Annotated in this window: 2 protein-coding genes; both read left to right on the top strand. The window is 75.4% G+C overall.

Translation table 11 applies throughout. The features are described from left to right. Nucleotides 1–18: 18 nt before the first annotated feature. A complete protein-coding gene (locus tag HYE82_RS00545; RefSeq protein ID WP_179171882.1) occupies nucleotides 19–9,684 on the top strand; it encodes a type I polyketide synthase in 9,666 nt (3,221 codons plus the stop codon). A 45-nt stretch (nucleotides 9,685–9,729) separates the two neighbouring features. Further along, nucleotides 9,730–22,917 (top strand): type I polyketide synthase (locus tag HYE82_RS00540; RefSeq protein WP_256986796.1); only part of this gene is annotated, 13,188 nt, incomplete at its 3' end.

The raw sequence follows: 22,917 nt of genomic DNA, 5'->3' as shown, positions 1-22,917 counted from the left end.
GGCATGGAGCCCACGCACATGGTGAACGAGGACAAGCTTCGCGACTACCTCAAGCGGGCGACCGCCGATCTGCGCCAGGCCCGCAGGCGGTTGCGCGAGGTCGAGGAGCAGAACCAGGAACCCGTCGCGATCGTCGCGATGAGCTGCCGCTATCCGGGCGGCGTCCGTACCCCCGAGGACCTGTGGCGGCTCGTCGCCGACGGCCGCGACGCGATCTCCGGCTTCCCCGCCGACCGCGGCTGGGACGTGGAGACCCTCTACGATGCCGACCCCGACAGCGCCGGATCCAGCTACGTCAGCGAGGGCGGCTTCCTCTACGACGCAGCCCGCTTCGACCCCGCCCCCTTCGGGATCTCCCCGCGCGAGGCTCTGGCCATGGACCCGCAGCAGCGACTGCTGCTGGAGGCGTCCTGGGAGGCCTTCGAGCGGGCCGGCATCGACCCGACCTCCCTGCGCGGCAGTCGCACCGCCGTCTTCGCCGGCGTCATGTACCACGACTACACCGCCCGCCTGGACTCCGTCCCCGAAGGCGTCGAGGGCTTCCTCGGCACCGGCAGCTCCGGCAGCATCGCCTCCGGGCGCGTGGCGTACACCTTCGGCCTCGAAGGCCCGGCCGTCACCGTCGACACCGCCTGCTCCTCCTCCCTCGTCACCCTGCACCTGGCCGTGCAGGCGCTGCGGGCGGGGGAGTGCACCATGGCCCTCGCCGGCGGTGTCACCGTCATGGCGACCCCGGCCACCTTCACCGAGTTCAGCCGCCAGCGCGGCCTGGCCCCCGACGGCCGCTGCAAGCCCTTCGCGGCCGCCGCCGACGGCACCGGCTGGGGCGAGGGCGTCGGCATGCTGCTCGTGGAGCGCCTGTCGGACGCGCAGCGCAACGGGCACCCGGTCCTCGCCGTGATCCGCGGCTCGGCCGTCAACCAAGACGGTGCCAGCAACGGACTGACCGCCCCCAACGGGCCCTCGCAGCAGCGCGTCATCCACCAGGCCCTCACCAACGCACGCCTGGGAGCCGCCGACGTGGACGTCGTCGAGGCCCACGGCACCGGCACCACCCTCGGCGACCCCATCGAGGCGCAGGCCCTGCTCGCCACCTACGGCCAGGACCGGCCGGAGGACCGGCCGCTGCTGCTCGGCTCCATCAAGTCCAACATCGGGCACACCCAGGCCGCCGCCGGCGTCGCGAGCATCATCAAGATGGTCGAGGCGATCCGCCACGGCATCGTGCCCAAGACCCTCCACCTCGACGAGCCGACCCCGCACGTCGACTGGGAAGCGGGCGCCGTCTCCCTGATCGGAGACCCCGTCCCCTGGCCGGAGACCGGAGCCCCGCGCCGCGCGGGCGTGTCGTCGTTCGGGTTCAGCGGAACGAACGCGCACGTGATCGTCGAGCAGGCGCCGGAGGCGGACACCCCGGAGACGGAGGCCCTCTCGGCGGTGCCGGCGGTGCCGATGGTGCCGTGGGTGCTGTCGGGCAAGAGCGCGGCCGCACTGCGGGCGCAGGCGGAGCGCCTGTCGGGCTGGCTCGCGGCGGAAGCGGGGACGGCCGCGCGTCCCGTCGACGTGGGCTGGTCGCTGGCGTCGACCCGGGCCGGCCTGGAGCACCGGGCCGTGGTGCTGGGCGACCACGCTGCCGGTGTTGCCGCGGTGGCGTCGGGCGGGCTGGCTGCGGGTGTGGTGACCGGGTCCGTGGTCGGTGGGAAGACCGTGTTCGTGTTCCCCGGGCAGGGTTCGCAGTGGGTGGGCATGGCCGAGGCGCTGCTGGAGTCCTCTCCTGTGTTTGCTGCCCGGGTGGATGAGTGTGCGAAGGCGCTGGAGCCCTTCACCGACTGGTCGTTGACGGATGTCCTGCGCGGTGTCGGGGGCGCGCCCTCGCTGGATCGTGTGGACGTGGTGCAGCCGGCCTTGTTCGCGGTGATGGTGTCTCTGGCGGAGGTGTGGCGTGCCGCGGGCGTGCGTCCCGGTGCGGTGATCGGCCACTCCCAGGGCGAGATCGCTGCCGCGTGCGTCGCGGGGATCCTGTCCCTGGAGGATGCGGCGCGGGTGGTGGCTCTGCGGAGTCAGGCGATCGGGCGGGTGCTGGCCGGTCTGGGCGGCATGGTGTCGGTGCCGCTGCCGGCCGGTGAGGTGCGGGAGCGGATTGCGGCGTGGGGTGAGGAGCGGATCTCCGTTGCCGCCGCCAACGGGCCGTCCTCGGTGGTGGTGTCGGGTGAGGTCCGGGCCCTGGACGAGTTCCTGGCCGCCTGCGAGGCCGACGGTGTGCGGGCCAAGCGGATCGCGGTGGACTACGCCTCGCACTCCGCGCAGGTCGACCTGCTGCGCGAGGAACTCGCGGAGCTGCTGGCGCCGATCGAGCCCCGGGCCGCCGAGGTTCCCTTCCTGTCCACCGTCACCGGTGAGTGGGTGAAGGGTCCGGAGCTGGACGCGGGGTACTGGTTCCGCAACCTGCGGCAGACGGTGGAGCTGGAGAACGCCACCCGTGCCCTTCTGGAGCAGGGCTTCGGCGTGTTCGTCGAGTCCAGCCCGCACCCGGTGCTGACCGTCGGCATGCAGGAGACGGTGGAGGACTCCGGCCGTGAGGCCGCTGTCCTCGGTTCCCTGCGCCGCAACGAGGGCGGCCTGGAGCGGTTCTGGCTGTCGCTGGGCGAGGCCTGGGTCCGGGGCGTGGGCGTGGACTGGGAGGCCGTCTTCTCCGGTACGGGCGCCCGCCGCGTGGACCTGCCCACCTACGCCTTCCAGCAGGAGCAGTTCTGGCTGGAGAGCGGCACCGCCCAAGAGACCGAGGCCGCAGCCGCGTATCCGACCGACACCGCCGACGCCCGCTTCTGGGAGGCCGTCGAAGCCAACGACGTGGCCGCTCTCACCGCCGAGCTGGACATCGACGCGGACGAGGCGCTGACGGCGCTGCTCCCCGCGCTGTCCTCCTGGCGGCGACAGAGCCAGGAGCGGTCCACGGTCGACGGCTGGCGCTACCGGATCACCTGGAAGCCGGCACCCGAGCCCGCCGCCGCCCGCCTCTCCGGCACCTGGCTGGTCGCCGTTCCCGAGGCCACGGCAGGGACCGCCGACGACGGCGTCGCCGATGCCGTCCTGCGGACACTCGCCGAACACGGCGCCGACGCACGGCGGATGGCCGTCCCCCACACCCGTGACGCGCGGGCCGAGCTGGCCGGGCGGATCAGCGAGACCCTCGCCGACGGTCCCGCCGTATCGGGCGTGCTCTCCCTCCTGACCCCCGCCGGGACCGACGCGGCCGTCGGCGTGATCGCCACGCTCGCCCTCGTCCAGGCCCTCGGCGACACCGATGTGGCCGCCCCGCTGTGGTGCGCCACCCGCGGCGCCGTCGCCGCGGCCCGCGCCGAACGGCAGCCCGACCCCGCGCAGGCGCCCGTCTGGGGCCTGGGCCGGGTGGCCGCACTGGAGCACGGCGAGCGCTGGGGCGGCCTGATCGACCTGCCCGGTGACGCGGATGCCGTGGACGACCGGGCGCTGGCCCGGCTGGTGGGCGTCCTCGCCGGGGACGCCGCCGAGGACCAGGTCGCCGTCCGGCCCTCCGGGATCCTCGTACGGCGCCTCGTCCGCGCCCGCCTGGCCGACACGCCGCCGGTACGCGCATGGCGGCCGAGCGGCACGACGCTGGTCACCGGCGGTACGGGCGCGCTCGGCGCGCACGTGGCCCGCTGGCTCGCCGCGAACGGCGCCGAGCACCTGATCCTCACCAGCCGCCGCGGCCCCGACGCCCCCGGCGCCGCCGAACTGGCCGGGGAACTCACCGCGCTCGGCGCCGAGGTGACGATCGCCGCTTGCGACGTCAGCGACCGCGACGCCCTCGCCGAACTCCTCGCGACCGTCCCCGCCGACCGGCCGCTCACCGCCGTCGTGCACACGGCGGCCGTCCTCGACGACGGAGTCATCGAAGCGCTGACGCCCGAGCAGATCGAGCGGGTCCTGCGGGTCAAGGTCGACGCGACCCGGCACCTGCACGAGCTGACCCGGGACCTGGACCTGTCCGCGTTCGTCCTCTTCTCCTCCTTCGCCGCCACCTTCGGCGCTCCCGGACAGGGCAACTACGCGCCGGGCAACGCCTTCCTCGACGCCTTCGCCGAGCACCGGCGGGCCGCCGGCCTGCCCGCCACCTCCCTCGCCTGGGGCCCCTGGGGCGACGGCGGCATGGCCGAGGGCGCCGTCGGCGACCGCATGCGCCGCCACGGCGTGATCGAAATGGCCCCGAGCCGGGCGGTCAACGCGCTCCAGCACGCCCTGGACCGCGACGAGACCACCCTGACCGTCGCCGACATGGAGTGGAAGCGCTTCGTCCTCGCCTTCACCTCCGGCCGTGCCCGGCCGCTGCTGCACGACCTGCCCGAGGCCCGCCAGGTCATGGACGGCGCCCGCACCGAGGCCGCCGAGGACGGCGGCAGCGCCGCCCCGCTGCTCCGGCAGCTCGCCGGGCAGCCCGAGGCCGAACAGGAACGCCTGCTGCTGGACCTGGTCCGCACTGCCGTCGCCGGCGTCCTCGGCTACGCCGGGCCCGACGCCGTCGAGGCCGGCCGAGCCTTCAAGGAACTCGGCTTCGACTCCCTCACCTCCGTCGAACTGCGCAACCGCCTCAACGCGGCCGCCGGCCTCAAGCTGCCGCCCACCCTCGTCTTCGACTACCCGACGCCCACCGTCCTCGCCCGGCACCTGCGCGCCGAACTCGCCGGCCAGAGCCCCGCGGCCACCACCCCCGCGCCCACGGCCGCCGCCACCGGGGCCGACGCCGAACCGATCGCCGTCGTCGCCATGAGCTGCCGCTTCCCCGGCGGCGTCCGCAGCCCCGAGGAACTGTGGCAGCTGCTCGCCTCCGGCGGCGACGCCCTCTCCGGGTTCCCCGCCGACCGCGGCTGGGACGTCGAGGCGCTCTACAACCCCGACCCCAACGCCCAGGGCACCTCCTACACCCGCGAAGGCGGCTTCCTCACCGACGCGGCCGCCTTCGACCCCGCGTTCTTCGGGATATCCCCGCGCGAGGCCCTCGCCATGGACCCGCAGCAGCGGCTCCTGCTGGAAACCACGTGGGAGGCGTTCGAACGGGCCGGCATCGACCCGGAAACCCTCCGCGGCAGCCAGTCCGGCGTGTTCGTCGGCACCAACGGCTCCGACTACTCCCACCTCGTACGCGGCTCCGCAGACGGCCTCGAAGGGCACCTGGCCACCGGCAGCGCGGGCAGCGTCGTCTCCGGCCGCCTCTCCTACACCTTCGGCCTCGAAGGCCCGGCCGTCACCGTCGACACCGCCTGCTCCTCCTCCCTCGTCGCCCTCCACCTGGCGGTGCGGGCGCTGCGGGCGGGGGAGTGCACCATGGCCCTCGCCGGCGGTGTCACGGTCATGTCCACGCCCGGCACCTTCATCGAGTTCAGCCGCCAGCGCGGCCTGTCCACCGACGGCCGCTGCAAGGCGTTCTCCGCGGACGCCGACGGCTTCAGCCCGGCCGAGGGCGTCGGCATGCTGCTGGTGGAGCGCCTGTCGGACGCCCGGCGCAACGGGCACCCGGTCCTCGCCGTGATCCGCGGTACGGCCGTCAACCAGGACGGCGCCTCCAACGGCCTCACCGCCCCGAACGGGCCCTCCCAGCAGCGCGTCATCCGCCAGGCCCTCGCCAACGCCCGCCTGACGGCCGCCGAGGTGGACGTCGTCGAGGCCCACGGCACCGGCACCACCCTCGGCGACCCGATCGAGGCACAGGCCCTGCTGGCGACGTACGGGCAGGACCGACCGACCGACCGCCCGCTGCTGCTCGGCTCCGTCAAGTCGAACATCGGCCACGCCCAGGCCGCCGCCGGTGTCGCCGGTGTGATGAAGATGGTGCTGGCCATGCAGCACGGCGTGGTGCCGCAGAGCCTCCACATCACGGAGCCCACCCCGCACGTGGACTGGAGCGCGGGCGAGGTCGCCCTGCTCACCGAGCAGCGGGCCTGGCCCGACACCGGTGACCGCCCCTGGCGCGCGGGCGTCTCCTCGTTCGGGTTCAGCGGCACCAACGCCCATGCCATCATCGAGCAGGCCCCCGCCGCGCAGGGGTCCGACGGACAGGGGGCGGACGGGCAGGGGACCCCTGCACCCCAGGCCCCCCACCCCCTACTGACCGCGACGCCGACCGGCGGCACCGACTCCGATCCGCGGATTCCACTGCCCTGGCCGCTGACCGCCAAGACCGAGAAGGCACTGCACGGCCAGGCCGAACGCCTGCTGAACCACCTCGCCGCCAGCCCTGACCTGCGACGTACCGACATCGGCCACTCCCTGGCCACCACCCGTACGGCACACGACCGGCGTGCCGTGGTGATCGGCCGGGACCGGGAGGAACACCTCGCCGGCCTGGCCACCCTCGCCGCCGGAGGCACCGCACCCCTGCTGGTGCAGGGGTCGGTCATCGGGGGCAAGACCGCGTTCGTGTTCCCCGGACAGGGGTCGCAATGGGTGGGCATGGCCGAGATGCTGATGGACGCTTCACCTGTGTTTGCAGCCCGGGTGGATGAGTGTGCGAAGGCGCTGGAGCCCTTCACCGACTGGTCGTTGACGGATGTCCTGCGCGGTGTCGGGGGCGCGCCCTCGCTCGACCGCGTCGACGTGGTGCAGCCGGCCCTGTTCGCGGTGATGGTGTCTCTGGCCGACGTCTGGCGCGCCGCGGGCGTGCGTCCCGGCGCCGTGATCGGCCACTCCCAGGGCGAGATCGCCGCCGCGTGCGTCGCGGGGATCTTGTCCCTGGAGGATGCGGCGCGGGTGGTGGCTCTGCGGAGTCAGGCGATCGGGCGGGTGCTGGCCGGTCTGGGCGGCATGGTGTCGGTGCCGCTGCCGGCCGGTGAGGTGCGGGAGCGGATTGCGGCGTGGGGTGAGGAGCGGATCTCCGTTGCCGCCGCCAACGGGCCGTCCTCGGTGGTGGTGTCGGGTGAGGTCCAGGCCCTGGACGAGTTCCTGGCCGCCTGCGAGGCCGACGGTGTGCGGGCCAAGCGGATCGCGGTGGACTACGCCTCGCACTCCGCGCAGGTCGACCTGCTGCGCGAGGAACTCGCGGAGCTGCTGGCGCCGATCGAGCCCCGGGCCGCCGAGGTTCCCTTCCTGTCCACCGTCACCGGTGAGTGGGTCAAGGGTCCGGAACTGGACGCGGGGTACTGGTTCCGCAACCTGCGGCAGACGGTGGAGCTGGAGAACGCCACCCGTGCCCTTCTGGACCAGGGCTTCGGCGTGTTCGTCGAGTCCAGCCCGCACCCGGTGCTGACCGTCGGCATCCAGGAGACGGTGGAGGACTCCGGCCGTGAGGCCGCCGTCCTCGGCTCCCTGCGCCGCAACGAGGGCGGCCTGGAGCGGTTCTGGCTGTCGCTCGCCGAGGCCTGGGTCCGCGGTGTGGCGGTCGACTGGGACGCGGTGTACGCGGGCACGGGCGCCCAGCGTACGGAGCTGCCCACCTACGCCTTCCAGTCCCGGCGGTACTGGCCGGAGGCGGCCCCCGCCGAACCGGCCGCGCCGCAGGCACAGAGCACGGTCGACGCCCGCTTCTGGGACGCCGTCGAACGCGAGGACCTCGCCGCGCTCACCGCCGAGCTGCACGTCGACGGCGACCAGCCCTTCACCGACCTGCTGCCCGCGCTGTCCTCGTGGCGGCGCCAGAGCCGGGAGCAGGCCACGGTCGACGGCTGGCGCTACCGCATCACCTGGAAGGCCCTCGCCGACACCACCGCCACCCGGCTGTCCGGGACCTGGCTGGTCGTCGTGCCCGAGGCACTGTCCGGTCCGGCCGGGGACACGGCCGCCGCCGTCCTGCGCACCCTCGCCGACCGCGGCGCCGAGGTCCGCACCCTCACCGTGGCGGCCGACGCGGCCGACCGGGGCACGCTCACCGCCGCCATCGAGGCCGCCGAGGACGCGGCGACCGCCCCGAACGGGGTCCTCTCCCTCCTCGCCCTCGGCGACGGCACCGAAGAGGGCGGCGGGCTGCGCGCCCACGCCGGGCTGCTCGCCACTGCCGCGCTCGTGCAGGCCCTCGGCGACGCCGGCGTGGCCGCCCCGCTGTGGTGCGTCACCCGCGGCGCCGTCGCCGTGGCCCGCTCCGAGCGGCTCCAGGACCCGGCGCAGGCCCTGCTGTGGGGCTTCGGCCGGACCGTCGCACTGGAGCACCCCGACCGCTGGGGCGGCCTGCTCGACCTGCCCCCGCAGGCCGACGACCGCACCCTCGAACGGCTCGTCGGGGTCCTGGCCGGAGACGGCGCCGAGGACCAGGTCGCCGTACGGCCCTCCGGGCTCCACGGAAGGCGGCTCGCCCACGCCCCCCTCGCCGACGCACCGGCCGCCCCCGCCTGGAAGCCGCGCGGGACGACCCTCGTGACCGGCGGTACGGGCGCGCTCGGCGCGCACGTGGCCCGCTGGCTCGCCGAGAACGGCGCCGAGCAGCTGATCCTCACCAGCCGCCGCGGCCCCGACGCCCCCGGCGCGGACGCACTGCGCGAGGAGCTCACCGCACTCGGCGCCGAGGTGACCATCGCCGCCTGCGACATGGCCGACCGGGACGCCGTCGCCGCGCTCCTCGCGGCCGTCCCCGCCGAACGGCCGCTCACCGCCGTGTTCCACACCGCCGGAGTCCTGGACGACGGAGTCATCGACGGGCTCACCCCCGAGCGGTTCGCGACCGTACTCGCCCCCAAGGCGGACGCGGCGCACACCCTGCACGAGCTGACCCGCGAACTCGGCCTGTCGGCGTTCGTCCTGTTCTCCGGCGTCGCCGGCACCCTCGGCGACGCCGGCCAGGCCAACTACGCCGCCGCCAACTCCTACCTCGACGCCCTCGCCGAGCAGCGGCACGCCGACGGCCTGCCCGCCACCTCCGTGGCCTGGGGCCGCTGGGGCGAGAGCGGCCTGGCCGCGGGCGGCGCCATCGGGGAACGCCTCGACCGCGGCGGCGTCCCCGCCATGGCCCCGGCCGCAGCGATCAGCGCCCTCCAGCAGGCCCTCGACCACGCCGAGCCGGCCGTCGCCGTCGCCGACATCCGGTGGGAGCTCTTCACCCCCGGCTACACCGCCGTACGGCCCAGCCCGTTCCTCGGCGACCTCCCCGAGGTGCGCAGGCTCGCGCAGACCGCCCCCGCCGACGGCGGAGGGCCCGGCGCCGAAGCGCAGGGCGCCCCGGGCGAGGCGCTGCGCCGGAGGCTGTCGGTGATGCCGCAGGCCGAACAGGGCCTGGCGGTCCTGGAACTCGTCCGCTCCCACGCGGCGACCGCGCTCGGGCACCCCACCACCGACGAGGTGGGCGCGGGCCGCGCGTTCAAGGAACTCGGCTTCGACTCCCTGATCGCGCTGGAGCTCCGCAACCGGCTGAACGCCGCCACCGGGCTGAAGCTTCCGGCGACGCTGGTCTTCGACCACCCGACGCCGGCCGTCCTGGCCGAGTTCCTGCGCGCCGAGATCGTCCAGGACGGCAGCACCGCGGCAGCCCCCGGCATCGCGGAACTCGAGAAGCTCGAATCCGCGCTGTCCGTCCTCGACCCCGACGACGGGACGCGTGCCGACATCGCCTCGCGCCTGCAGGCCCTCCTGGCGAAATGGGGTGAACCGCAGGCCCATTCGAGGGACGGGGCCGTGGCCGACAAGCTCCAGGAGGCCACGCCCGACGAGCTCTTCGACTTCATCGAGAACGAGCTCGGGATCTAGCGCAGCGGACAGCAGGCAGTAGCAGCACAAGGGTTTGTGACGAACATGGGTGAGGTTCCAATGGCGGGTCAGGCGTCGGATCAGGACAAGATCCTCGGCTACTTGAAGCGGGTGACGGCCGATCTGCACCAGACGCGGCAGCGCCTTCGCGAGGTCGAGGCCCAGGAGCCCGAACCCATCGCGATCGTCGGCATGTCCTGCAGGTTCCCCGGCGGCATCGAGTCGCCGGAGGACCTGTGGGACCTGGTCGCGGGCGGCCGGGACGCCATCACCGACTTCCCCACCGACCGCGGCTGGGACATCGAGTCCCTGTACGACGCCGACCCCGGGCGCAGCGGCACCTCGTACACCCGGGAGGGCGGATTCCTCGACCGGGTGGGCGAGTTCGACGCCGCCTTCTTCGGGATCAGCCCGCGCGAGACCCTCGGCATGGACCCGCAGCAGCGCCTGCTGCTCGAAACCTCCTGGGAGACCTTCGAACGCGCCGGCATCGATCCGGGCACCCTGCGGGGCAGCAAGGCCGGCGTGTTCATCGGCACGAACGGCCAGGACTACCCCGACCTGCTGCGCGACGGCGTCCCGCAGGGCGTCGAGCAGTACCTCCTCACCGGGAACGCGGCGAGCGTCGTCTCCGGCCGCCTCTCGTACACCTTCGGGCTCGAAGGCCCGGCCGTCACCGTCGACACCGCCTGCTCCTCCTCCCTCGTCGCCCTGCACCTCGCCGTGCAGGCCCTGCGGAACGGCGAATGCTCCCTGGCCCTCGCCGGCGGTGTCACCGTCATGTCCAGCCCGCGCGCCTTCGTGCAGTTCAGCCGACAGCGCGGACTCGCCCCCGACGGGCGGTGCAAGCCGTTCGCCGAGGGCGCCGACGGCACCGGCTGGGGCGAGGGCGTCGGCATGCTCCTCGTGGAGAAGCTCGCCGACGCCCGCCGCAACGGGCACCCGGTGCTCGCCGTGGTCCGCGGCAGCGCCATCAACCAGGACGGCGCCTCCAACGGCCTCACCGCCCCCAACGGGCCCTCCCAGCAGCGCGTCATCCGGCAGGCCCTCACCAACGCCGGACTCACCCCGGCACAGGTCGACGCCGTCGAGGCGCACGGCACCGGCACCACACTGGGCGATCCCATCGAGGCCCAGGCCATCCTCGCCACCTACGGCCAGAACCGCGCCGAGGGCCGGCCGCTGTGGCTCGGCTCCATCAAGTCCAACATCGGGCACACCCAGGCCGCCGCCGGCGTCGCGGGCATCATCAAGATGGTCCTCGCGATGCAGCACGGCGTCCTTCCCGAGTCCCTCCACATCGACCGGCCGTCCACCGCCGTGGACTGGACCACCGGCGACGTCGAGCTCCTCGCCCGGGCCGTGCCCTGGCCCGAGACCGGACAGCCGCGCCGCGCCGGCATCTCCTCCTTCGGCGTCAGCGGCACCAACGCCCACACCGTCATCGAGCAGGCCCCGCCCGCCGACACCCCCGCCGCACCCGGGGACACCGGCACCGGCACCACGAACACCGGCGCCACAGCCGCCGCCGCTGCGGAGGGCGCCACCGGGCCCGTCCCGCTGCCCGTCTCCGGCCACGGCGACGAGGGCCTGCGCGCCCAGGCCGGCCGCCTCGCCGGCCACCTGCGCGCCCACCCCGCACTCGCCGCCGACCAGGCGGCCCTGACCGACCTCGGCTTCTCCCTCGCCACCGGCCGCGCCGCGCTGGACCGCCGCGCCGTCCTCTTCGCCGACGGCGCGGAGGAACTCCTCGCCGACCTCGACGCGCTCGCCGCCGGCGAGCAGCCCGCCACCGCCGTCGTCGGCGCCGTCGGCGAGGGCAACACCGCCTTCCTGTTCACCGGCCAGGGCAGCCAGCGCCCCGGCATGGCCCGCGACCTGTACGCCACCCACCCGGGCTTCGCCCGCGCCCTGGACGCCGTACGCGACGAACTCGACCGGCACCTCGAACGCCCCCTGTACGACGTCCTGTTCGCCGCCGAGGGCACCCCCGAGGCGACGCTGCTGGACGAGACCGCCTACACCCAGGCCGCCCTGTTCGCCGTCGAGGTCGCCCTCCACCGGCAGCTCGAACAGTGGGGTCTCGCCCCCGACTTCCTCATCGGGCACTCCATCGGCGAACTCGCCGCCGCCCACGTCTCCGGCGTCTTCACCCTCCCCGACGCCGCCGCCCTGGTCGCCGCCCGCGGCCGGCTGATGCAGGCCCTGCCCTCCGGTGGCGCGATGATCGCCGTCGAGGCCACCGAGGACGAGGTCACCCCGCTCCTCACCGACCGGGTGTCCATCGCCGCCGTCAACGGCCCCCGCTCCGTCGTCGTCTCCGGCGACGAGGAGGCGGCCGGCGCGGTCGCCGAGGCCCTGCGCGCCCGCGGCCGCCGCACCAAGCGGCTCACCGTCAGCCACGCCTTCCACTCGCCGCTCATGGACGGCATGCTCGACGCGTTCCGCGAAGCCGCCGAAGCCGTCTCCTACGCGCCGCCCGTCATCCCGATCGTCTCCAACCTCACCGGCGCCTCCGTGACCGCCGAGGAGATCTGCACCGCCGACTACTGGGTGCGGCACGTCCGCGAGGCCGTCCGCTTCCTCGACGGCGTACGCGCCCTGGGCGCGCTCGGCGTCACCACCTTCGTCGAGGTCGGCCCGGGCGGCGTCCTCACCGCCCTCGCCCAGGACTGCCTCGCCGACCACGCCGACGCCGTGTTCGTGCCCGCCCTGCGCGCCGACCGCCCCGAGCCGGCCGCGTTCGCCGCCGCGGTCGCCCGGGCCCACGCCCACGGCGTCGCCGTGGACTGGTCCGCCGTCTTCGCCGGCCGCGGCGCCACCCGCGTCGACCTGCCCACGTACGCCTTCCAGCGCCGCCTGTACTGGCCCGAGCAGCCCACCGCCTGGACCGGCGACGTCACCGCCGCCGGCATAGGCTCCGCCGAGCACCCGCTGCTCGGCGCCGCCATCGCCCTGGCCGACGGCGACGGCCACCTGTTCACCGGCCGCCTCTCCCTGGCCACCCACCCCTGGCTCGCCGACCACACGGTCATGGACACCGTGCTGCTGCCCGGCACCGCCTTCGTGGAACTCGCCCTCCAGGCCGGCGAGCACACCGGCTGCGAACTCCTCGAAGAGCTCACCCTCCAAGCCCCCCTGGTCCTGCCCCCGCACGGCGGCATCCAGATCCAGCTCGCCGTCGGCGCGCCCGACGCCGACGGACGGCGCCCGCTCACCCTGCACTCCCGGCCAGAGGACGCCGCCGACGACACCTGGGGCGAAGGCGCCTGGACCCGGCACGCCACCGGCCTCCTCGCCCCGGCCGCCGCCCGGGACGGCCGGGGGACCGCCACCGACCTGGCCAGCTGGCCGCCGCAGGGCGCCACCGCCCTCCCCGTCGACGGCCTGTACACGTACCTCACCGGCACCGGCTTCGCCTACGGGCCCGTCTTCCAGGGCCTGACCGGCGCCTGGCAGCGCGGCGACGAGGTCTTCGCCGAGGTCCGCCTGCCCGAGCAGGCCCACGCCGAGGCCGCCCTGTTCGGCCTGCACCCGGCCCTGCTCGACGCAGCCCTGCACGCCGTCGGCATGGGCTCCCTGCTGGAGGACACCGAGCACGGCCGGCTGCCGTTCTCCTGGAGCGGCGTCGCCCTGCACGCCGTCGGCGCCCGCGCCGTCCGCGTCCGCCTGGCCCCCGCCGGCCGGGACACCGTCTGCGTCGACCTCGCCGACGAGACCGGCGCGCCCGTCGCCTCCGTCGACGCCCTGCTGCTCCGCCCCGTCAGCCCCGACCAGGTCCGGGCCGCCCGCACAGCCTTCCACGACGCGCTGTTCCGCGTCGACTGGACTCCGCTGCCCCTTCCGGCCGCCACCACCGTCGCCCCCGGCCAGTGGGCGCTGCTCGGCGACGCCGCCGCCGGCTCCCGCCTCACCCGCCTCACCGGCGTCCTGCCGACGGCCGCCACGTACGCCGACCTCGCGGCCCTCGGTGCTGCGGTCGAGGCCGGGGCCCCGGTGCCGCAGGCCGTCGTCGTCCCCGTGTCCGGCCCCGCCGTCGGCGGCGCGCCGGCCACCCCGGTCGATGCCGCGCTGCCCGCCGCCGTCGCCGACGCCCTGCACCACGCCCTGGAGCTGGCCCAGGCCTGGCTCGCCGACGACCGCTTCGCCGGCTGCCGACTGGTGTTCACCACCCACGGCGCCGTCGCCACCACCGCCGGATCCGACGTGCCCGACCTGGAGCACGCCCCGCTGTGGGGCCTGCTGCGGTCGGCCCAGTCCGAACACCCCGACCGGTTCGTCCTGCTCGACCTCGACGACCGCGAGGAGTCCCTGCGCGCCCTGCCCGCCGCACTCGCCACCGGCGAGGCGCAGCTCGCCCTCCGTGAGGGCCGCGCCGTCACACCCCGGCTCGCCCGCGTCCCCGCCGTCCCCGCAGCCGAAGGGCGGGAGGCCCGCCCGCTCGACACCGACGGCACCGCCCTGGTCACCGGTGCCACCGGCACCCTCGGCGGGCTCGTCGCCCGCCACCTGGTCACCGCGCACGGCGTCCGCCGCCTGCTGCTGACCAGCCGCCGCGGAGAGGCCGCCGCCGGCGCCCCCGAACTCCTCGCGGAACTGCGCGCGCTGGGCGCCGAGGTCACCCTCGCCGCCTGCGACGCCGCCGACCGCGAGGCGCTCGCCGCGCTGCTGGCCTCCGTACCGGCCGAGCACCCGCTGACCGCCGTCGTGCACACGGCGGGGGTCCTCGACGACGGCATCCTCGAAGCGCTCACCTCCGAGCGGATCGACCACGTCCTGCCCGCCAAGGTCGACGCCGCCGTCCACCTGCACGAGCTGACCCGCAGCCTCGACCTCGCCGCCTTCGTGCTGTTCTCCGCCGCCGCCGGCACCCTCGGCGCGGCCGGCCAGGCCAACTACGCCGCCGCCAACACCTTCCTCGACGCCCTCGCACAGCGCCGCCGCGCCGAAGGCCTGCCCGCCACCGCGCTCGCCTGGGGCCTGTGGGCCGAACGCAGCGGCATGACCGGCGACCTCGCCGACACCGACCTGGAGCGGATCTCCCGCGCCGGCGTCGCCGCACTGTCCTCCGCCGAGGGCCTCGCCCTCATGGACACCGCCCGCGAGACCGGGGATGCGACCGCCGTCCCCATGCACCTCGACCTGGCCGCCCTGCGCCAGGCCGACGCGAGCATGGTCCCGCCGCTGCTGCGCGGCCTGGTCCGGCCCGCCGCCCGCCGCACCGCCGCCGCGCAGGGCCCCGCCCCGGCCGACGGCCTCGCCGAGCGGCTGCTGCCGCTGACAGCCGCCGAACGCGACCGGCTGCTGCTGGCCACCGTCCGCGTCCAGGTCGCCGCCGTCCTCGGCTTCCCCGGCCCCGACGCCGTCGACCCCGGCCGCGCCTTCAAGGAACTCGGCTTCGACTCGCTCACCGCCGTCGAACTGCGCAACCGCCTCGGATCGGCCACCGGAGTCCGGCTGCCCGCCACCCTCGTCTTCGACTACCCCACCCCGAACGCGCTCGCCGCCTTCCTGCGCACCGAACTCCTCGGCGACCGGGCCGCGCCCGCGGGCGGCACCGGCGCCACCGCCCACGTCCCGGCCGTCACCGACGAGCCCATCGCCATCGTCGCCATGGCCTGCCGCTACCCCGGCGGCGTCAGCACGCCCGAGGAGTTGTGGCAGCTCGTCGCCGGCTCCGTCGACGCGATCTCCCCGTTCCCCACCGACCGCGGCTGGAACCTCGACGCGCTGTACGACTCCGACCCCGGCCGCGCCGGGACCTCGTACACCCGCGAGGGCGGATTCCTGCACGACGCCGCCGACTTCGACCCCGACGTCTTCGGTATCAACCCGCGCGAGGCCCTCGCCATGGACCCGCACCAGCGGCTCCTGCTGGAGACCTCCTGGGAGGCCTTCGAACGCGCCGGAATCGACCCGGCCGCCGTGCGCGGCAGCCGCACCGGCGTGTTCGCGGGCGTCATGTACCACGACTACCTGACCCGGCTCCCGGCCGTCCCCGAGGGCCTGGAGGGCTACCTCGGCACCGGCACCGCCGGCAGCGTCGCCTCCGGCCGCATCTCGTACACCTTCGGCCTCGAAGGACCCGCCGTCACCATCGACACGGCCTGCTCCTCCTCCCTCGTCGCCCTGCACCTGGCCGCGCAGGCCCTGCGCAGCGGCGAGTGCGACATGGCGCTGGCCGGCGGTGTCACCGTCATGTCCACCCCGGACACCTTCATCGACTTCAGCCGCCAGCGGGGCCTGTCCACCGACGGCCGCTGCAAGTCCTTCTCCGCCGACGCCGACGGCACCGGCTGGGCCGAGGGTGCCGGAATGATCCTCGTAGAGCGGCTCTCCGACGCCCGGCGCAACGGCCACCCGGTGCTGGCCGTCGTCCGGGGCACGGCCGTCAACCAGGACGGTGCGAGCAACGGCCTCACCGCCCCCAACGGCCCGTCCCAGCAGCGCGTCATCCGAGAGGCCCTCGCCCACGCCGGTCTGACCGCCGCCGACGTCGACGCCGTCGAGGCCCACGGCACCGGCACGACCCTGGGCGACCCGATCGAGGCGCAGGCCCTGCTCGCAACCTACGGCCGGGACAGGCCCGCGGACCAGCCGCTGCGACTGGGTTCCATCAAGTCCAACATCGGCCACACCCAGGCCGCCGCGGGCGCCGCCGGCATCATCAAGATGGTCCTCGCCATGCGCCACGGCGTCCTGCCGGCGTCCCTGCACATCGGCGAGCCGTCCCCGCACATCGACTGGACCGCCGGCGCGGTCTCCCTCCTCACCGAGCAGACGCAGTGGCCCGAAACGGGCCGCCCGCGCCGCGCGGGCATATCCTCCTTCGGCGTCAGCGGTACCAACGCGCACGTCATCATCGAGCAGCCGCCCGCCGACGGGGACACCGAAGCCGGCGCCCCCGAATCCTCCGCCCCCGAGTCCGTCGTCCTCGCCGGCACCCCGCTGCCTTTCGTCCTGTCCGGCCGGACCCCCGACGCGCTGAGCGCCCAGGCCGCCCGGCTCGCCGCCCACCTCGCCGGCTGGCCGGATGCGGCGCCCGCCGACGTGGCGTACTCGCTGGCCACCACCCGTACCGCCCTGGACCGCCGGGCCGCCGTCGTCGCCGCCGGCCGCGAGGAACTGCTCACCGGGCTCGCCGCACTCGCCGAGGGCCGCGACCACGCCCGGCTCGTCCGGCACGACGCCTCCGACGGCCGGCTCGCCGTCCTCTTCACCGGACAGGGCAGCCAGCGCCCCGGTACCGGCCGCGAACTGTACGCCGCCCACCCCGTGTTCGCGGCCGCCCTGGACGAGGTCTGCGCGGCCCTGGACCCGCACCTCGAACAGCCCCTCAAGGACGTCCTGTTCGCCGAGGACGGCGCACTCCTCAACCGAACCGGTTACACCCAGCCCGCCCTGTTCGCCCTGGAGACCGCGCTCTACCGGCTCGTCGAGTCCTGGGGCGTGCGCCCCGACTTCGTCGCCGGCCACTCCATCGGCGAGATCACCGCCGCGCACGTCGCAGGCGTGCTGTCCCTCGACGACGCGTGCACGCTCGTCGCCGCCCGCGGCCGGCTCATGGAGCAGCTGCCCGAAGGCGGCGCGATGATCGCGCTCGCCGCCACCGAGGACGAGGTCCGGCCGCTGCTCGCCGGCCGGGAGGACCGGATCGGCATCGCCGCCGTCAACTCCGCCTCCGCCGTGGTCATCTCCGGCGACGAGGACCTCGCGCTGGAGATCGCCGCCGAGTTCGAGGCACGCGGCCGGCAGGCCAAGCGGCTCACCGTCAGCCACGCCTTCCACTCCCCGCTGATGGACGGCATGCTCGACGCCTTCCGCGAGGTCGCCGCCTCCCTCACCTACCACGCGCCCGCCCTCCCCGTCGTCACCCACCTCACCGGCGAGGTCGCGGGCGAGGAACTGCGCACCCCCGAGCACTGGGTCGCCCACGTCCGCGAGGCCGTCCGCTTCCTCGACGGCATCCGCACCCTGGACGCCGAGCGCGTCACCACCTACCTCGAACTCGGCCCGCAGGGCGTGCTGTCGGGCCTGGGCCGCGACTGCCTGAGCGACACCGACACCGACAGCAGCACCGACGCCGTGTTCGTCCCGGCCCTGCGCCGCGACCGCGGCGAGACCGAGGCGCTGGCCGCCGCGATCGCCGCCCTCCACACCCGCACCGTCCCCGTCGACTGGAGCGCGTACTTCGCCGCGACCGGCGCCCGCCGCACCGACCTGCCCACGTACGCCTTCCAACGCCGCCGGTTCTGGCTCGAAGCCCCCGCCGGCTTCGTCGGGGACGTCGAGTCGGCCGGTCTGGGCGCAGCCCACCACCCGCTGCTCGGCGCCGCCGTGCCGCTCGCCGACGGCGAGGGCTTCCTGCTCACCGGCCGGATCTCCCTCGACACCCACCCGTGGCTGGCCGACCACGCCGTCATGGGCACCGTCCTGCTGCCCGGCACCGCCTTCGTCGAGCTCGCCGTCCGGGCCGGCGACCAGGCCGGCTGCGACGTGCTGGAGGAGCTCACCCTCGAAGCCCCACTGCTCCTGGCCCCGCACGCCGCGGTCCGCCTCCAGATCGTGGTGGGCGCCCCCGGCCGGGACGGCCGCCGCACCCTGGACCTGTACTCCGGCGACCCGGACGCCGCCGACGACGAGCCGTGGACCCGCCACGCCACCGGCGTCCTCGCGACCGGCGCCCCGCGGCCCGCGTTCGACCTGACCGCCTGGCCTCCGCCCGGCGCCGAGGCCGTCACCGTCGACGGCCTGTACGAGCACCTCGGCCAGGGCGGCTTCGCCTACGGCCCGGTCTTCCAGGGCCTGCGGGCCGCCTGGACCCTCGGCGACGACGTGTACGCCGAGGTGGCCCTGCCCGACGACCGGCAGGCCGACGCCGCCCGGTTCGGTCTGCACCCTGCCCTCCTCGACGCCGCCCTGCACGCCACCTTCGTCCAGCCGTCCCCCGACGGCGACCGCGGGGCCGGGCTGCCGTTCTCCTGGCGGGGCGTGTCCCTGCACGCCGTCGGCGCCGCCGCGCTGCGCGTCCGCCTCACCCCGGGCGGCGAGGACACCCTCTCCCTCCAGGTCGCCGACACCACCGGCGCGCCCGTCGCCGCCGTCGAGCGCCTGACGGTGCGGCCCGTCTCCGCCGACGGCCTGGCCGGCGCCGCCCGCACCGCGCACCACGACTCCCTGTTCCGCATCGACTGGGCCACCCTGCCACTGCCGACCGGCACCCCGGACGAGCAGCCCGGCGACGGCTGGGCCGTCCTCGGCGACGGCACCGGTCTGCCCGGCCGCACCCACGCCGACCTGGCGGCCCTGGCCGCCGCCGTCGACGCGGGCGCCCCGGCCCCCGCGTACGTCCTGGCCCCCTGCTCGGCCGCCGTCGGCGCCGAGGGCGCGCTCACCCCGGACACCGTCCGGGCCGCGACCCACCGGGCCCTCGCCCTGGTCCAGGGCTGGCTCGCCGACGACCGGTTCGCCGAGTCCCGCCTGGTGTTCGTCACCCGCGGCGCCGTCGCCGTCCACGGCGACTGGGACCTCGCCGACCCCGTCCACGCCCCCGTCTGGGGCCTGGTCCGGACCGCGCAGGCGGAGAACCCCGACCGGTTCGTCCTCGCCGACCTCGACGGCACCGCCACCGGTACCGACGACGACACCCTGCCCGGACTGCTCGACGCCGCCCTCGCCACCGGCGAACCGCAGTTCGCGGTCCGCCGCGGCACCGTCCACGCCCCCCGCCTCGCCCGGGTCCCGGCCGGCACCCCGCTCACCCCGCCCGCCGACGGCTCCGCCTGGCGCATGGACATCGAGGACAAGGGCACCCTCGACCACCTCACCCTCCTGCCCAGCCCGGAGTCCGAAGCCCCGCTGGAGCCCGGCCAGGTCCGCGTCGCCGTACGCGCCGCCGGCCTCAACTTCCGCGACGTCCTCAACGCCCTCGGCATGTACCCCGGCGACCCGGGCCTGATGGGCTCCGAAGGCGCCGGCACCGTCCTGGAGACCGGCCCCGGCGTCACCGACCTCGCCCCCGGCGACCGCGTCATGGGCATGCTGCCCGGCGCGTTCGGCCCGCTCGCCGTCGTCGACCGCCGCATGATCGCGCCGATGCCCGAGGGCTGGACCTTCGCCGAGGCCGCAGCCGTACCGATCGTCTTCATGACGGCGTACTACGCCCTCCACGACCTCGCCGGCCTCCGCCGGGGCGAGACCCTCCTCGTGCACGCCGCGGCCGGCGGCGTCGGCATGGCCGCCGTCCAGCTGGCCCGCCACTGGGGCGCCGACGTGTACGCCACCGCCGCCCCCGCCAAGTGGGACACCCTGCGCGGACTCGGCCTGACCGACGACCGGATCGCCTCCTCCCGCACCCTCGACTTCGAGGACACCTTCCGCACCGCCACCGGCGGACGCGGCGTCGACGTCGTCCTGGACTCCCTGGCCCGCGAGTTCGTCGACGCCTCGCTGCGGCTGCTGCCGCGCGGCGGACGCTTCGTCGAGATGGGCAAGACCGACGTCCGCGACCCGCAGGACGTCGCCGCCGCCCACCCCGGTGTCACGTACCGGGCCTTCGACCTCACCGAGGCCGGTCTCGACCGCATCCAGGAGATGCTCACCGCCCTCCTCGGCCTCTTCGAGTCCGGCGCCCTGCACCCGATCCCGGTCTCCTGCTGGGACCTGCGCCAGGCCCCCGAGGCCTTCCGCTACCTCAGCCAGGCCCGCCACACCGGCAAGATCGTCCTCAGCGTGCCCGCCGACTGGAACCCCGAGGGCACCGTCCTCGTCACCGGCGGCACCGGCACTCTGGGCGCCCTCGTCGCCCGGCACGCCGTCACCGTCCGCGGCGCCCGCCGCCTGATCCTGACCAGCCGCCGCGGCGAGGCCGCCGCCGGCGCCGCCGAACTCGCCGCCGAGCTGCGCACCCTGGGCGCCGAGGTCACCGTCGCCGCCTGCGACGCCGCCGACCGCGACGCACTCGCCGCCCTCCTGGCCGGCATCCCGGCCGAACACCCGCTGACCGCCGTCATCCACACGGCGGGCGTCCTCGACGACGGCATCACCACCGCCCTCACCCCCGAACGGGTCGACCGCGTCCTGCGGCCCAAGGCGGACGCCGCCCTGCACCTGCACGAGCTGACCCGCCGGCTCGACCTGGCCGACTTCGTCCTGTTCTCCTCCGCCGCCGGCACCTTCGGCGGCGCAGGCCAGGCCAACTACGCAGCCGCGAACGTCTTCCTCGACGCCCTCGCCCGCCACCGCCAGGCCCACGGCCTGCCCGGCACCTCCCTCGGCTGGGGCCTGTGGGCCGAGGCCAGCGGCATGACCGGCGAGCTGGACACCGCCGACAAGGACCGCATGACGCGCTCCGGCGTCCTCGGCCTCTCCTCCGAGGAGGGCCTCGCCCTCCTCGACACCGCGCACCGCACGGGCGACGCCCACCTCGTCCCCATGCAGCTCGACCTCGCCCCGCTGCGCCAGGCCGACGCGAGCACGGTCCCCGCCCTGCTGCGCGGCCTCGTGCGCACCACGGCCCGCCGCGCCGTCGAGACCACCGCCGCCGGCACCGGAACCCCGCTGGTGGAGCAGCTCGTCCGGCTCCCCGGGAACGAGCGCGACACCCTGCTCCTGGACCTGGTCCGCGACCAGGTCGCCGCCGTCCTCGGCCACGCCACCCCCGACGCGGTCGAGCCCGGCCGCGCCTTCAAGGACCTCGGCTTCGACTCGCTCACCGCCGTCGAGTTCCGCAACCGGCTCGGCGCCGCCGCCGGCATCCGCCTGCCCGCCACGCTCGTCTTCGACTACCCGACGCCCACGGCCCTCGCCGGCTTCCTCAAGGACGAGCTCCTCGGCTCCGAGGCCGCCGCTGCCGCGGCCGCCCTCCCGCGGCACCCGGTCGGCGCCGCCGCCGACGCGGACGACCCCATCGCCATCGTCGCCATGAGCTGCCGCTTCCCCGGCGGTGTCCGCAGCCCCGAGGAGCTGTGGCAGCTGCTCGCCGAAGGCCGCGACGGCATCGCCCACCTCCCGGAGGACCGCGGCTGGGACACCGACGCGCTGTACGACCCCGACCCGGACAACCCCGGGACCTCGTACGCCCGGGAAGGCGGCTTCGTCTACGACGCCCACCACTTCGACCCCGCCTTCTTCGGGATCAACCCGCGCGAGGCCCTCGCCATGGACCCGCAGCAGCGCCTGCTGCTGGAGACCTCCTGGGAGGCCTTCGAGCGGGCCGGGATCGACCCGACGGGCCTGCGCGGCCGGCAGGTCGGCGTGTTCGTCGGCCAGATGCACAACGACTACGTGTCCCGGCTGAACACCGTCCCCGAAGGCGTCGAGGGCTACCTCGGCACCGGCGGCTCCAGCAGCATCGCCTCCGGCCGCGTCTCCTACACCTTCGGCTTCGAGGGCCCGGCCGTCACCGTCGACACCGCCTGCTCGTCCTCGCTCGTCGCCCTGCACCTCGCGGCGCAGGCCCTGCGCTCCGGCGAGTGCTCGCTCGCCCTCGCGGGCGGCGTCACCATCATCACCACGCCCGATGTCTTCACCGAGTTCAGCCGCCAGCGCGGCCTCGCCGCCGACGGCCGCTGCAAGCCCTTCGCAGCCGCCGCCGACGGCACCGCCTGGGGCGAGGGCGTCGGCATGCTTCTCGTCGAGCGGCTGTCGGACGCCCGCCGCAACGGCCACCAGGTGCTCGCGGTCGTCCGCGGTACGGCCGTCAACCAGGACGGCGCCTCCAACGGCCTCACCGCCCCGAACGGCCCCTCCCAGCAGCGCGTGATCCGGCAGGCCCTCACCAACGCCCGGCTGACCGCCGCCGAGGTCGACGCGGTCGAGGCACACGGCACGGGCACCCGCCTCGGCGACCCGATCGAGGCACAGGCCCTCCTCGCCACGTACGGGCAGGACCGGCCCGCGGACAGCCCGCTCTGGCTGGGCTCCATCAAGTCCAACTTCGGCCACACGCAGGCCGCCGCCGGTGTCGCCGGCATCATCAAGATGGTCATGGCGATGCGCCACGGCGTGCTGCCGCAGACCCTGCACGTGGACGAGCCCTCCCCGCACGTCGACTGGTCCGCGGGAGCCGTCTCCCTGCTCACCGAACAGCGCCCCTGGCCGGAGACCGGCCGCCCGCGCCGCGCAGGCGTCTCCTCCTTCGGCATGAGCGGTACGAACGCCCACGCCATCGTCGAACTCCCGGAGCCCGCGGAAACCCCGGAAATCCCCGCCACCCCGGCAACTGTCTCTTAT

Origin of the sequence: Streptomyces sp. BR123 (assembly GCF_013401435.1) — a bacterium.
GTDB lineage: Bacteria > Actinomycetota > Actinomycetes > Streptomycetales > Streptomycetaceae > Streptomyces.
Note: the sequence above shows the minus strand (reverse complement) of the source record. Positions and strands in the feature narration are given on the sequence as shown.